Source organism: Pseudomonadota bacterium (assembly GCA_018823285.1).
Classification (GTDB): domain Bacteria; phylum Desulfobacterota; class Desulfobulbia; order Desulfobulbales; family JAGXFP01; genus JAHJIQ01.
Window position 1 is genome coordinate 51198 of record JAHJIQ010000013.1, and the last position, 13984, is coordinate 65181.

The following is a 13984-nucleotide window of genomic DNA, read 5'->3' on the forward strand; positions in this document are numbered from 1 at the left end:
ATCACCATGGCGTCACATTATTCCAGAGCTGTTTGTCCTTCCAGTCAACGCCGGGATTCAGCGGCGCCTGGACATGACAGGCTCCGGCCGCTTCATAGGAAGGGAGGTTCCCAAGAGTGTCGGCGATGGGATAGCCGCGATGCTCCCCATGACCATTGGCGCTGGGGTGTTCCAAATCGGCCAGCCACGGCAGACCGCCGAAAAGACGACCGCCCCGGTGTTTAAAATCAAGACAATTGGTCTGCAAGAGCCGCGGCAGACCAGAGGAGTGCGGCTGATGGCACTTTGAACAGGGATAGGAGTGTTCCGTATTGGCGCCCCAGCCCTTGACCGATTCATGGATCCGGTCGCTCGACCTGAACTCGGTGTTCTTTGCCAAACCGTCTTCCAGATTGGGAGATCCGTCCTTGTTGGAACGGGGATGACAGTTGAGGCAGAGCCCGGCAAACCGGGAATCGTCTTCGGCGATTCGCTCGGTGCCGAAAGTGGTCCGGTCAATGTTCCAGCGGGCATCCTCCGGCTGATACGGGGAGGGGTGAGTGTACCCTTTCCCCCAGGACTGCGGATCGCCGTTGGCATGGGTGGTCACGCTATTGCCATAAGGATCCGGCACGGTGGTATCTTCCTTGAACGGTGAAGTGAGCCAGGTCCCTTTGAGCAGCGGCACCGCGTACTGCTGATTGGCCCCCAGGACCGGGCTGACGCCGTGCGGATCATGACAGGGGGTACAGAGCCCGTCGATACTGCCGTAAACGGTGGTATTCATGGCAGTATCGGTAAACCCGTCAGTCCGCCGGGCATCACTCGGAGCCAGATTATGGGAGGCGTTCATGTGGCCGCCCATGGTTACCCTGCCCTGCCGATATGAAAGGTCAACCGTCGATTCGGCAACCGGCCGTCCAGGAAGGGGCGGCGACTCGGTGATCCCCGGGTAACTCCCGACAAAACGCGGATTGTCCTTATAACCGACAATCGGTTCCGCCGCCCCGTAGGTTGACTTGTAACCCCACGGCGTCCGGTTGCTGCCGGAAGTTGCGTCCCCACTGTTCTGCGTCTCATGGCAATCGAAACACTGCCCGGCGCCGGCGTTATAAAAATTCACGGAGGTCGGGTCCGGATAGGCGGTCGCCTTGTAATTGTTCACATACCCGCCATAACCGGCCTGGGTCTCTTTCAGGTTGGCGCCATGTTTTTCACCATCAAATGAAACGTAGCTGGAGGTGATCCCTTCGACAAACGACCCGTGGGAGCTGTGACAGTCATAGCACTGCACATTATGGCCCTGACCGTCCAGGGACTGATCGTTGGCGCGGGTGTTGACGCCTGTCCCATTCACTCCGGTGGCCGGATCAAAACCGCCGCCGTTGCTCACCGCCTTGCCGTGGGCGGAAAAGGCCTTCTGCAGATTCTTGGCCGCAGCATTTGGGTAACCGGAATATTTGCCCCAGGTTGCGGTCTCGGTCTGACTGTAGCGGGCGTCCACACTCTGCCCGTCCCAGGCGTACTGGCGCGGAGTCTTGCAGTCGCCAAACACTTCCGTGTCGTTGTTCTGGTCGCTGTGACAGCCAAGACAGTGCGGGGTCAGGTTTTCCACCTGCACCCTTTCCTTTTGCAGCTTCACCGCCGGATCAAGATCGTCGGAATTCATATCACTCGCAAGAAAGGTCACCGCAGTTGGTACGCCCGGACCGTCCGGACTGGTACCGTCCAGATCGTAGACTTCCGGTCTGCTGCCCCGTGCAGGATCCGCGTCAACTCCTGAACCGGGCGTATCTTCCTTGTTCCAGATCACCAGATCGACCGCAGCACCTGGCGTACCGTCATGGTCTTTGTAACTATACCCCTCATGATAGGTGAGATTGATCAGACCAAGTTCCGTTGCTTCCCAGTGACAGGTATAGCAGTCTTTATTGGTTATGGTCCCGTCAGCACGCTGGATATGATGCGACTGGGACTCGGTGAGCTGTTTCATGATGTTCAGCCTGCCGTTCAAGACACCGTCATGACATTTCGTGCAGTCCCGCGTCTGCCCGAAGGCGGTGTGACGGGGCACCGGCTTGTTCTGGTGACAGGTATTACAGGTCTCTTCGCCTGCATGACTGTCGGTAAAACGATGTTCATGACAGGTGGTGCATGTCCTGCTGGCGTTGTGGGTATCGCCGCTGGAACGGTTATAATGCCTGGCCCGGTCATCATTGCCCGGATCGTCATCATGACAGACATTGCAAATCCCGTCGTACGGCGGGTCTTTCCGGGCATAGTCACGGCCGTTGACCTTCCGGGTGAAAACGACGTCACGCCGTTTGGCGGGTATCGGCTTGCCGTATACTCCATCGGTTTCGGTGGCCACCTTGTTCTGGACCATGTAGATGTTGAAATCACCGATGTAGTTGCGGTCTCCATGAGGATCATGACAATCCCAGCAGAACTTGCCGCCCTTCCAGACCGGGCTGTTCGGGTCGGCCTGGACACTTTTTTCGTAAGCGAGATAGTGCTTGTACCCGAAATGGAATGATGAAGCCTTCGCTTTCTGCGGTTGTTTAAATCCGAGTCCTCCCATCTGCGGGTCAAAGCCGGTGGTATACTGAGCACCCTGATGACAGGTCTGGCACTCACCGCCGGAATCATCGTCATGGCATTTGAGGCAGACCCCCATCATGACATACTGGTTCTGGACGTCCGCTTTCTCAGCCGTGGTCCAGATCTGGTCGGAATCGGTCTGGTGCCGCCGGGCATCGTTCACATGACAGTCAGTACTGTCGCATCGCTGAACGCCATTAATAATCGGCGCCACTCCATGATCCGGTCTACTGGTGTTGTTGTAATCCGGCAGTATCGTGCCGTCCACGCCAATGGCGCCCAGTTGCGGAGCCAGGGTAAAGGTACTGTTATGACAATCCATACACTGGATTTCGTCAAGCTGACCCGGCAGGCTCGGTTCCTCCGACATGTGGCAGTATACGCATTCCTTTGTAAATCTCTGGTTGAAATGATCGTGTTTGCGAAGCCGGAAAGGATTTTCCTCGACCTGGTGCAAAACCTTGTTGTCATGGCAGTACCAGCATCCATTGGCGGGAAAATCTGCGGCCGGATTGCTGGATCCCGGATAATTGCCGCTCGCAGCAGGGCGCCCATGACCGTTGATGATCCACTCCTGATAATTGATTCGGGCCGGATTACCGTTAAACCCGCCAAAATCGTCTTCATCTGGCCCCACAGTGGTGTGGCAGTTGGCGCAGGTGACGTTGCCGTCCACCGAACCTCCCCAGACGGGCGGAGTGCCGAGTTCGTGACAGGCAGTGCTTGAACAGGTTTTAGTTGCGGAGTCATAGGTGCCGCCGCCTTTAAATTTCACGGACTTTCGTTTATCGACATGATAGGCGCCGTTGACATGGTTGGTATCGTCCATATGGCCGGACGGCACTCCCGAATCATGGCAGTCGAGACAGCTGCCGACCACCGTGTCCACGTGACAGTCATCACAGGAAAAACCGGTGAAGATATGTCGGAAATGGGAGTTGGCCCGGCTCGTCCCCGGCCCGGTATTGGCATACATCGGCATGGCCGACATCCAGAGCTGCTCCGGCGCCCAGCCCACTGTGCCCGTATGACAGTCCGCACAGTCATTTTCGACCGGATTATGGCCATGACAGGAGTTACAGGGTTTAGGACCGCCGCTCCAGGGATACGGACGCATATCGGGATCGACGATGGTGCCGTCGGTATGGCAGTATATATTGGAGCACACCTGGCTTGGCTGATCATAAGTTGGTACTGCCGGGGGATCCTGGTCGACGATTACCCAATGCTCATCAACAGCCACATCCCGGGCGCCGTTCGCATGTTTTGCCAGCAGATTTGAAGAAGAATCCACAGACTCGTCATGGCAGTAATAACAGGGATACTGGCGAATCCCCGCTTCACCGACCAGCCGATCGTGGCCGTCGTTTGACATAACCAGCGCGTCCATCCCCGGCCGTCCGTTATGGCAGCCGTCGCACGAGAGATTGTAGGAACCGTTGGTCCAGTTTTCCTTGTAATCGTTATGGTTCGGCAACCCGCCACGGCCATCGTGATGACAGGCTTCACACCGCCCGCTCGTCCGAGGATCGATTATATCGCCGTTGCCATCCCGCATGTTGGCAAGGTCGTGACAGTTGGCACAATTTCCTCCCGCCCCCACATGCGTGCCATGCTGATTGCTGTTGTGACAGTCGGCGCAGTTATCGCCATTGCCGGCATCCCCATGATCAAACCCGTTGTACACATCGTGGCAGGTCATACATGGCGCATTTGCCCCATTGTGGTTTCCATTGCCGATCGAGCCATCGGATCTCCAGTAACTGGTATCACTGTGGCAGACCTGGCAGAGACCGACAGGGGTAGTCACTGAAGGAGTGTAATCAACGTATCCGCCATAACTGTCGATCACCGGCTGGGGTTTGAAAAACTTAATGTCCCTGAATCCGTTGCCGTGCGCATCAAGCATGAATGACTTGATCGACTGGCCATATATGACACCCCAGGTATTACCCAGAAAATTGTTGCCAGAATAAGTCATATCACCTTTCACTTTCATTACATTGCCTACTACATCGATAATCTCAAAAGTTTCCTTGGGATCTGCAATGTTCGGCACCAACAAAAGGCCGCGTGTCCCGTCGGAAGCACGACTCTTATCCATGTTCGCTTTCCCAGCCACTCCGCCTTTCGAATTCCAAAGGGAGAAATCTTCAAAACCAGGAACACCGATCTGACGAGCAATTGTTATTGACGTAGAAAAGGTGGAACCTGAAAAAGTTGGTTGGGAAACAAATACACCCTTGCCTAAATATAGTTTGGATGAATCCACCCCCTCAAAATCAAGCTGACCCTGGAAATGTGGATCGTGGCAGTCAATACATTGAGTTGACCAGATTCCGTACGATTCAGAAGTCGTAGAACTTGCATGAAGTTTCTTCTCAGGTCCCGGAACATAGGGGAATCCTGGATTATTAATATCCGCCGAAGTCCCATGGCAATTCAAGCAAACCTTGTTTTTCCCTGATATATCCGGATTAATCGGATCAATGGGTTCATTAAACGGCGGATCAATATGACAGTAATTACATTCGATACCATTCGATTCATTATGCGGCGAATCCAGATAGTATGCCTCACTTTGAACCGAGGTTCCCCAAACGACGACCATCATCAGCCCGATTTTCAGTACCAGTTTATTCACGGCATATCACCTGATCACAATTTGTAATGATGTTATGTAAACAAAAAAGTGCCCGGACAATACAATCCGGCGTCCTGTCAAAAGTGAAATACAGACGAGCTTTTACGGGGAGTTGAGTCTCGGGGGAGCGGAAAGAAAGGGGCAGGGCGAAGCGTTGATGCAACAGTTCGTACGCACCAGGTGCGGCAAGCTGAGTAATGACATGTAACTCCCCCGTTAACACGTATCACACCCCCTAACCGACACACTACCATAAAATGTTTGGGCATTTCAACACCCAATTAATTAACAATAATTCCTGTTACTATCGTTTAATTTCCATTTTCTGGGGAATTAAATTGACGATTCAGACCTAATCAGCTTCACTATCGACAAGCGATACAAGCCAGTCACTGGTTAGAAAACCAATGGGATAAACGATTAAAATTTCAGGATAGATTTCCTTGAAACAGCAACAAAATTTTTCCAGGATTATGATTGATTTTTTTATTTCGCCGAAATTGACGATCGGTCTTTTTGCCACACTGATCTGGGTGCTTGTGCCTGCAACTTTTTCAAAGGCACCCGCCGCTTTTCTCCACTTCCCGGCAATCCTTGTTCTGACCCTGATCGCGATCAACCTGACGGCATGCACTCTGTCCCGCCTGAAATCACTGAAGGCATCCACCCTGTTCATCCATTGCGGAGTATTGATCATTCTAGTCGGCGGACTCATCAACGACCTGGGCTTTGTCGCTACCGTCAATATCTTTACGGGTGACTCGGTAAACAAGGCTTTCAGGTGGGACCTTGAAAAGGATACCGCGCTGGGATTTGATCTGCGGATTGCCGCCATCAATTTTGATTACTATCCGGTCGCCGTCAAGGTTGGAATCATGAATAACGGCCGGAAAGAGAACCTTGTCGTAACCCGCACCGGAGAGTCGTTTGTTTTTGAAAAATATCGGGTGCAGGTTGCTTCGCTGAACCATGAGACCAGCGATCTTGAGCTTGCGGTGCAATCACTTGAAGGGGGCCCGGTCGGAACTTTGTCTACATCCGGCACCAGAGACCTGCCTGCGGATTTTCCCCTGGACTTTAAACTGGTGGCGTTCCAGACCCCAGATATCAAAAGGATCCGGGTCGATCTGGAGTTGTTTGAAAACGGCGAACTGGTAGCATCCGGAACTTCCGAGGCCAACCATCCATTTCGCTGGCGGGGCATGCAGTTTTTTCTCACCAGGGTAACAACGGATGAATTCAACCGGCGCTACGCGGGGATCCAGATCAGCAGGGCACCCGGCATCCCCTGTGTGTATGGTGGTTTTGCAGTTTTTTTCCTGGGTCTCTTCTTGTCGCTCGGCAGGTGGCTGCAAAGGATAATCAGGTCAGGTTCTCCCCGGTCGTAGTGGTCATCAGCCTGCCATGCTTGACCCCCTTGGTGCCGATCAGTTCATCGGCCAGTTTCCTGATCTCTCTGGCCTTGCCTTTGATCACCACCACCTCAAGGCAATGATGGGCGTCGAGATGGATATGCAGGGCGGAAACGATGTTCCGATGGTGGGTGTGCTGGTGCTCGGTCAATTTGTCCGACAACTCTCTGGTGTGGTGGTTGTAAACCAGCGAAACGGTGCCGACTGTTTCCTCGTCTTCGTTCGCCCACTGCTCATCCACCAGGGCGTTGCGGATCAGATCCCGCACCGCTTCGGACCGGTTGGTGTACCCCTTGTTGTCGATCAGTTTATCAAAGCTCTTGAGCAGCCTTTCATCTATCGAGACCCCGAATCTTACTATCTCCGCCATCACCACTCTCCAAATCCATAAAGCTTGAGTTGAGCAGCTCGCCTGCTCGAACCGAAGCGAGCTTGCGAGAAATCGAAACTTATACCCGAAGGGTGTGCGCTTCCATCACCAATCCGCCAAATAATAACATACGCCACACGCATAAAAACTATTTAATTGTTATCCTGTTCGTGCTACTATTTCGATCTTCGTAACACCAAGACCCCGAGGAAATTGATTCATGCACATGGCAGATGCCCTTTTAAGCCCGACGGTCGGCGGGATAATGTGGGCGGCAACCGCAATAACCACCGTTTACTGTTCGAAAAAGGTCAGCGCCAACCCGGATGATCGGAAGATTCCGTTAATGGGGGTTCTGGGGGCCTTTGTCTTTACCGCCCAGATGATCAACTTTGCCATTCCCGGCACCGGTTCAAGCGGACATCTTGGAGGAGGTATACTGCTCGCGGCCCTCCTCGGCCCCCACGCCTCTTTCCTGGTGATGGCCTCAGTCCTGATCGTCCAGGCCCTTTTTTTTGCCGACGGCGGCCTTCTGGCTCTCGGCTGCAACATCTTCAATCTCGGTTTCTTTCCCTGTCTCGTCGCCTATCCCCTGATCTACAAACCAATAGCCGGCCGAACACCTACTCCGGCAGGAGTCTTGTCCGCTTCTCTCGGGGCCTCAGTGATCGGCCTGCAGCTGGGTTCCCTAGGCGTGGTCTCGCAGACCTGGCTGTCGGGAGTAACGGAACTCTCATACACCTCTTTCATCATGTTCATGCAGCCCATCCATCTGATTATCGGCATGGCCGAGGGGGTGATCACCGCAGGCGTCATCTCCTTTATCTGGAAGGCCAGGCCGGAGATCCTGTCCCGGGCTGCCGGCGACCTGCCCGTGGGAGATCTGCCGATCAAAAACGTCCTGATCGGTTTCGGCCTTGCCGCTCTCGTCACCGGGGGTTTTCTGGTACTGTATGTTTCCGAAAACCCGGATGGTCTTAACTGGGCGGTGGAACAGGCCGGAAGAACAGGGACTCCTGAAAGACCTGCAACCGCTCTGCAAAGAAACCTTGCCGAGCTCCAGAACAAGACGGCGATACAGCCTGAGTACCAGGCAAAAACCGATCATTCTCACAGAGATCGGAACACCAAATCGCTGGCCGGATTAGCAGGTGGAATCATTGTTCTGCTCATGGTTTTAGTGACCGGTTCCATTGTCAGAAAAATCCGCCTGAAAAACACTTCCCGGGAACAGCACCTCCGATGACCCCAAGACTTGAAACCGCCTTTTATGACATCGGCCGCCTGGATTCGCTTTCCCAACTGGACACCCCTGCCCACCGCCTTGACCCAAGGGCCAAGGTGGCCACGACCTTCTTTTTTGTTGTGGCGGTGGTCTCCTGCGGGAAGTATGAAATCGCGGCGCTTCTGCCTTTTTTCCTATTCCCGGCGGCAGCAATCGGTCTTGCGAACCTTCCCACCGGGTATCTTTTGAGAAAACTGCTGCTCGTCTCCCCCTTTGTCCTGTTCATCGGGATCTTCAACCCGATCCTGGACCGGGAGACCCTCATGAACATAGCGGGTCTTGACATCTCCGGCGGCTGGATATCTTTTGCCTCTCTGGTCTTAAAATTCATGCTTACCGTGGGCGCGGCCCTCCTGCTGATTGCCACCACCGGCTTTCCGGCAATCTGCATGGCCCTGAACAAACTGGGCGCCCCGCGTATTTTCACCGTCCAGCTCCTGATGCTCTACCGATATCTTTTTGTCCTGATCGAGGAAGGAATCCGGATGATACGGGCCCACAGCTTACGATCCTTCAGCGGCAGAAGGGTAAGGCTACGGACTTTTCTGCAGCTTCTGGGCAACCTGCTCCTCCGCACCCTGGACCGGGCCCAGAGAATTCACATGGCCATGCTTTCCCGAGCTTTTACCGGGGAGATACACCTTGCCGGAAAATATAATTTCAAAACCGGAGAAGCGCTCTTTCTGATGGCAAGCCTCGCCCTGATCGCCGTTTTCCGGTTCACGGACATCACTCGAATCATCGGCAGCCTGATCCTGGAGGTCGGCCCATGAGCCACCATATCGTCGCCGTCAAAGATCTGCATTACACCTACCCGGACGGGACCGAAGCTCTCAACGGCGTTTCTTTCCGGATTGAACACGGCGAGTCGGTAGCCATCATCGGCGCCAACGGGGCTGGCAAATCAACCCTCCTTCACCATTTGAACGGCTATATCACACCTGGCTCCGGAAGCGTGCAGATTGGAGATTACCCCCTCACCAGAGAAACCATCCAGTATGTCAGACGGTCGGTGGGGATGGTCTTCCAGAACCCGGACGACCAGCTGTTCATGTCGACCGTGTTTGACGATGTGGCCTTCGGCCCCTTGAACCTCGGCCTGCCGGTGGAAGAAGTGCAAAAAAGGGTGCATGAAGCATTGACAACCGTAGGCCTTCCTCATCTCGCCGACCGCCCGCCCCATCGCCTTTCCAGCGGCCAGAAACGGCGGGTGGCCATTGCCTCGGTCCTCTCCATGTCGCCGGACATTCTGGTGATGGATGAGCCATCCTCCGGACTCGACCCGAAAGCAAGACGGCAACTCATCGAACTTCTCGCCTCTTTCAAGCACTCCAAGATCATCGCCACTCACGATCTCGACATGGTCCTTGATCTGTGTGAACGGACCATCGTCATGCACGAGGGGCTGGTCAAGGCCGACGGCCCGACCATGGAAATTTTCCACAACCCAGAACTGCTGGAAGCAAGCTGCCTGGAGCAGCCGCTACGGATGCAGGGGTACGTCGTTTTACAACCGTCCTGAACCCGATGGAGGAATCATCCGGCTCCCAACAGGGGTCGGCCCGTCAAACTGAAATATCACCCGACCTCAGATCCCCCTTTTTCTTTTGAAGTCTTCAATTTTCTCCATCTCCTTCTCAAAACATTCCGGGCAGAATCCATGGCTGACGTTCGCTTCCGAGTGTTTGTGCAAATATACATCCACCTGCTCCCAAAACCCTTCATCGTCACGGATCTTCTTGCAACGGGAGCAGAGGGGAATAATCCCCCTGAGCGCTTTAATTTCGTTCCTGGCGGCAATCAGGGTTGCGATCAGGTCATCCTTTTCCTGTTCAATTTTCCTCTGGGCGACAAGACTTCTGTATGCGTAAAAAGAGGCGGACAACACAGACAGCATCAGCAAAAATGCGATCACAAAAACCGCCAGATTGATCTTGCCGATAATCTTCCCGACCTGTGTCATTGTTTTTGTGATATCGTAATAGATCTCAAAAGCACCGATGATCTCACCATTGTCTCTAATCGGCACATAGCATTCGACAACAAAGCTCTCGAAAACGTCTCCGGCAGTCGTTTTATTCTTGTTTCTCTCCAGTACGCTGTACGCTTTGTTGCTGTTGATAATGTCATTAAAAAACACCCTGTCTGCCTGCATGCCGATATCCCGCGGATCGGTTGCGTATATGATTTTTCCCCGCTCGGAGAAAACCTTGACCTTTTCCAAGGCAAAAATTGATTTTGTCTCATCGATTTTTTCGATAACCTTCAATCCCAGCCGGGTTTCATCCAGGATCGTACCGTGAAGGTGCATAGCCGTAGACATATTGAAGGCCATATCCGTCATCATTTTTTCCGTATGGGTGACGACATAGGACGTGAAAGCCGGTGTTGTTACAAAATAATTGAAGAGCGGAAAGAAGATTGTTGCAAGGGCTGCGGAAACCACGACTCCAATGATTGTTCTCGTTTTCATATCTTCTCACAGGGAATATATATCGCACCAAGGTTCCTGATGAATATCCATCTTCTCATCCAATAAAACACCGGGTCAAGAAGTTTACCGAATTCCCCGCATCAAGCTGAGTTGAGCAGCTTGCCTGCTCGTACCGATGAGTTAAGTTAAGCAGCGTGCCTGCTTATACGAAACTTATGCCCCCCGGGCGAAAGCGAGCTTACGAGACATCGAAACTTATACCTCAAGGGGGTACTGAAGTGAGTACCCGTAGAGTGAAAAAAGGATACCCCCTTCAGCCGGACAGCTTATGGAACCACTTCAGGCAAGTGGAAAATCAGCCTTTTCTCCGGACAGCTCCCGTTCATTCAGGAGACGGAAGCCCGGAGAACCACCGGATATCCGGAAACGACTACAGACCCTCCTCCCGGACTCTTAAATAAGACGGGAACTTCGGAAGACCGGACTTGTAAAATCCATAATACTTGAAAGTGATGGTTGTCCCGACCTGCGGCGGATGGACTCTTTCCTCATCCGTAAAGCCGGTGCCGATTTTGCATCGGGTTCCATTCGGCAGTTCAACCAGTAACGCGCCAAGTCTTTCTCTATTTCTACCCGTGCCCGGCAGGTGGGCAACCACTTCACCCTCCATATCCTGATAGCTTTTAACCTTCAGAATGTCGCTGCTCCTGCCCATGCGGTAGAATGTATCCGGCCTTCTGACAATCAGACCTTCGCCACCCACGCTCTCAACTTTGAACAATTCTTCTTTCAGGTCCTCTTTACTTTTCACCGACTTTTGGGCGATAAGAAAAACATATCCGGAAGGATGCTCTGCAAACCACTCCGCTCCCTTTTGCAGCCGCTGAACAAACGGGGCGTCAGCTTCAGGCACATCGAAGACGGCAAACTTCAGATCAAGCCAACCACTGTGGGGTTGTTGCTTCTTGACTATCCCGACTGTCTTTTCAAAGGTGCCACGCCCGCCCCATATTTCACCTTCAAGGGCAAAGTCAGGGAAATTTTTGAGAAACTCGGCGGGCGGGTTCAATGGAATGCCGTTCTTGGAGAGCAGCCTTTTCCCGTCCCAATACCCTCTGACCCCATCGAGCTTTTCGCTGACCAGCCACCCGGCAACATCGATATTCTGCTCATACACCTGGGGCAGCATGAGTTCAAGAGCCGCCGCAGCAGTTCCCGAGAGGAAAATGGCAAGGAGCGGTATCAGAAGAAGCGTTGCGCGCCTTATCCTGCAGCAATCTAAAACGTATAAACCGTCCAAGCGGCTTGTGTCATTCAAGTTGTTCATTCCAACCGGCTTATTGTAGTGCTGGATCGACTCCACGCGTTCAAGCGAAAAATACCAAATGCAGGTTAGGCGGACAAGCAAATTAATCATGGTAAATATCCAACGCTCCTGTTTAAATATCCGGCAAATCTACTACGGGAAAAATGGAAAAAATGGGTGCCGACTGCAAACCGAAAGCAATTGTCCTCTTAAGTGGCGGGCTTGACTCGACTACAACTCTTGCTATTGCCGGACACGAGGGGTTTGATTGCTACTGTTTAAGCTTTTCCTACGGACAGCGACAGAGTATCGAACTTGAAAAAGCGAAGGTCATTGCCGAAAAAGCGGGAGCTGCCGAGCATCTGATCCTGAATCTTGATCTCGGCAAAATCGGCGGGTCCGCGTTGACCGCTGATATTGAGGTTCCGAAACATGATTCCGTGAGCGAAATCTCCTCATCAATCCCCGTCACCTATGTGCCGGCCCGGAACATCATCTTTCTCTCCCACGCCGTTGCCTGGGCGGAGGTGATCGGGGCCAGGGACATTTTTATCGGCATCAATGCCCTTGATTACAGCGGTTATCCGGATTGCCGACCGGAATTTCTCAAATCCTTCATCAATACCGTGAATCTGGGGACCAAGGCGGGAGCGGAATCCGGCGACAGATTCAATATCCACGCCCCGCTGATCAAATTGACCAAGAAAGAGATCATCGAAAAAGGGCTCTCCCTCGGGGTTGACTATTCCTTCACCCATAGCTGCTACGACCCGGACGATCAGGGCCGCGCCTGCGGCAGATGCGACTCCTGCCTGCTCCGGCGCAAAGGGTTTCACGAAGCCGGGGAGACCGATCCGGTTTCATACAGATAACCAGCTGAAATTATTGAACAATGACACTCTTCCTGCAAGATATCGGCGCCCTGCTGATGGTCGGGCTGCCCGGCCCGGAAATGGATGATTCCACCCGTTCTCTGATCCGTGAATCCGGGGTGCGAAACTTCATTATTTTCAAAAGAAATGTGGAAAATCCGGCCCAGCTGAAAAAACTGTGCGCGGAGATCATTGCGGACTGTATCAACAGCGGTTACGGCAGACCACTGATCTCCATTGATCAGGAAGGCGGAACAGTTGCCAGATTGCCCGAACCATGGACACAGTTTCCCGATGCCCGGGTCCTCGCCGCATCAGAAAACCCCGAATCGGAACTGTCGATTTTTGCCGGAACGTGCGCCACGGAACTTCTTGAGGCCGGGATCAATATGAATCTTGCCCCGGTTCTGGATATCTGCCCGGCCGGGGAAGGATACTTCATGGAACGAAGGAGCCTCTCCGGCGATCCGGTCAAAGCCGCCCGACTGGGGGGGCATGTGATTTCCGAAATGCAGAAGAACGGCCTGGCCGCCTGCGCCAAACATTTCCCGGGGCTCGGCAGCGCCAGACTCGATCCGCATCTCGAACTGCCTCTGGTTGGGAAAAAAGCCGACCTGCTACTTTCCGAAGATCTTCTTCCGTTCAGGGAAGCATGCCGGGCCGGTGTCGCAGCGGTCATGACATCTCACACGATCTATCAGGATATCGACCCGGAACATCCGGCAACTCTCTCCGGCAAAATCCTGACCGGAATCCTGCGTGAAAATATCGGCTATACCGGCCTGGTCATCACCGATGATCTTGAGATGGGGGCGATAGAAAATGAGCGGAGCGTTGCCGAGGCCGCCCTCCGTTCATTCGAAGCCGGGGCCGATCTGCTCCTGATCTGTCACGATCACCAAAAAATACGTGAAACGTGTGCCATTATCCATCACGCCCTCGCTTCCGGACGGGTCTCGGAGAAACAGATTACAGACGCTGCTGCGCGAATAGAGAAGGTCAGACATCGGTTTGCATAAATCCTGAATAGTTTCCCTCTTCTCTCAACACAAACTGCGGTAAATATGTTAGTATCCATCTG

Annotated in this window: 10 protein-coding genes; 6 read left to right on the plus strand and 4 right to left on the minus strand. The window is 53.4% G+C overall.

The window, feature by feature from the left end; genetic code table 11:
* Nucleotide 1: 1 nt before the first annotated feature.
* Nucleotides 2-4684: a CxxxxCH/CxxCH domain-containing protein gene (locus tag KKG35_03660; GenBank protein ID MBU1737211.1), complete on the minus strand. Its 4683-nt coding sequence runs from the start codon at nucleotides 4682-4684 to the stop codon at nucleotides 2-4.
* A gap of 1013 nt (nucleotides 4685-5697) precedes the next feature.
* Between KKG35_03660 and KKG35_03665 the strand changes: the two genes are divergently transcribed.
* Nucleotides 5698-6612: a cytochrome c biogenesis protein ResB gene (locus KKG35_03665; protein ID MBU1737212.1), complete on the plus strand. Its 915-nt coding sequence runs from the start codon at nucleotides 5698-5700 to the stop codon at nucleotides 6610-6612.
* Here KKG35_03665 and nikR read toward each other — a convergent pair.
* Nucleotides 6587-7006, minus strand: a complete 420-nt coding sequence (gene nikR / locus KKG35_03670) for a nickel-responsive transcriptional regulator NikR (protein ID MBU1737213.1) — start codon at nucleotides 7004-7006, stop codon at nucleotides 6587-6589. The two genes, KKG35_03665 and nikR, sit on opposite strands and share 26 nt — an antisense overlap.
* Nucleotides 7007-7226: 220 nt before the next feature.
* Between nikR and KKG35_03675 the strand changes: the two genes are divergently transcribed.
* The 3 genes from KKG35_03675 to KKG35_03685 are packed head-to-tail and all read left to right on the plus strand — an operon-like array spanning nucleotide 7227 to nucleotide 9813.
* A complete protein-coding gene (locus KKG35_03675) occupies nucleotides 7227-8252 on the plus strand; it encodes an energy-coupling factor ABC transporter permease (protein MBU1737214.1) in 1026 nt (341 codons plus the stop codon).
* A complete protein-coding gene (gene cbiQ, locus KKG35_03680; GenBank protein ID MBU1737215.1) occupies nucleotides 8249-9064 on the plus strand; it encodes a cobalt ECF transporter T component CbiQ in 816 nt (271 codons plus the stop codon). The genes KKG35_03675 and cbiQ overlap by 4 nt, the downstream gene beginning before the upstream one ends.
* A complete protein-coding gene (locus KKG35_03685; GenBank protein MBU1737216.1) occupies nucleotides 9061-9813 on the plus strand; it encodes an energy-coupling factor ABC transporter ATP-binding protein in 753 nt (250 codons plus the stop codon). The genes cbiQ and KKG35_03685 overlap by 4 nt, the downstream gene beginning before the upstream one ends.
* A 66-nt stretch (nucleotides 9814-9879) precedes the next feature.
* On the opposite strand, the gene KKG35_03690 is transcribed toward KKG35_03685, so the two are convergent.
* Together KKG35_03690 and KKG35_03695 are read right to left on the minus strand one after the other, a co-directional pair.
* Nucleotides 9880-10764, minus strand: a complete 885-nt coding sequence (locus KKG35_03690; protein ID MBU1737217.1) for a hypothetical protein — start codon at nucleotides 10762-10764, stop codon at nucleotides 9880-9882.
* A 391-nt stretch (nucleotides 10765-11155) separates the two neighbouring features.
* Entirely contained in the window at nucleotides 11156-12052 is an 897-nt protein-coding gene (locus KKG35_03695) for a DNA ligase (GenBank protein ID MBU1737218.1), read from the minus strand.
* Between the two features lie 152 nt (nucleotides 12053-12204).
* Here KKG35_03695 and queC point away from each other — a divergent pair, with 152 nt between their 5' ends.
* Together queC and nagZ are read left to right on the plus strand one after the other, a co-directional pair.
* Nucleotides 12205-12903: a 7-cyano-7-deazaguanine synthase QueC gene (queC, locus tag KKG35_03700; GenBank protein ID MBU1737219.1), complete on the plus strand. Its 699-nt coding sequence runs from the start codon at nucleotides 12205-12207 to the stop codon at nucleotides 12901-12903.
* Nucleotides 12904-12923: 20 nt separating this feature from the next.
* Nucleotides 12924-13922: a beta-N-acetylhexosaminidase gene (gene nagZ / locus KKG35_03705; GenBank protein ID MBU1737220.1), complete on the plus strand. Its 999-nt coding sequence runs from the start codon at nucleotides 12924-12926 to the stop codon at nucleotides 13920-13922.
* Nucleotides 13923-13984: the final 62 nt, after the last annotated feature.

What these genes read in the sequence shown, in the direction of transcription:
- KKG35_03675 (MBU1737214.1), top strand. Translation starts at nt 7,227, where the DNA reads ATGCACATGGCAGATGCCCTTTTAAGCCCGACGGTCGGCGGGATAATG.
- KKG35_03660 (MBU1737211.1), bottom strand. Translation starts at nt 4,684, where the DNA reads ATGGATAAGAGTCGTGCTTCCGACGGGACACGCGGCCTTTTGTTGGTG.
- KKG35_03690 (MBU1737217.1), bottom strand. Translation starts at nt 10,764, where the DNA reads ATGAAAACGAGAACAATCATTGGAGTCGTGGTTTCCGCAGCCCTTGCA.
- cbiQ (MBU1737215.1), top strand. Translation starts at nt 8,249, where the DNA reads ATGACCCCAAGACTTGAAACCGCCTTTTATGACATCGGCCGCCTGGAT.
- nagZ (MBU1737220.1), top strand. Translation starts at nt 12,924, where the DNA reads ATGACACTCTTCCTGCAAGATATCGGCGCCCTGCTGATGGTCGGGCTG.
- KKG35_03665 (MBU1737212.1), top strand. Translation starts at nt 5,698, where the DNA reads ATGATTGATTTTTTTATTTCGCCGAAATTGACGATCGGTCTTTTTGCC.
- nikR (MBU1737213.1), bottom strand. Translation starts at nt 7,006, where the DNA reads ATGGCGGAGATAGTAAGATTCGGGGTCTCGATAGATGAAAGGCTGCTC.
- KKG35_03695 (MBU1737218.1), bottom strand. Translation starts at nt 12,052, where the DNA reads ATGAACAACTTGAATGACACAAGCCGCTTGGACGGTTTATACGTTTTA.
- KKG35_03685 (MBU1737216.1), top strand. Translation starts at nt 9,061, where the DNA reads ATGAGCCACCATATCGTCGCCGTCAAAGATCTGCATTACACCTACCCG.
- queC (MBU1737219.1), top strand. Translation starts at nt 12,205, where the DNA reads ATGGGTGCCGACTGCAAACCGAAAGCAATTGTCCTCTTAAGTGGCGGG.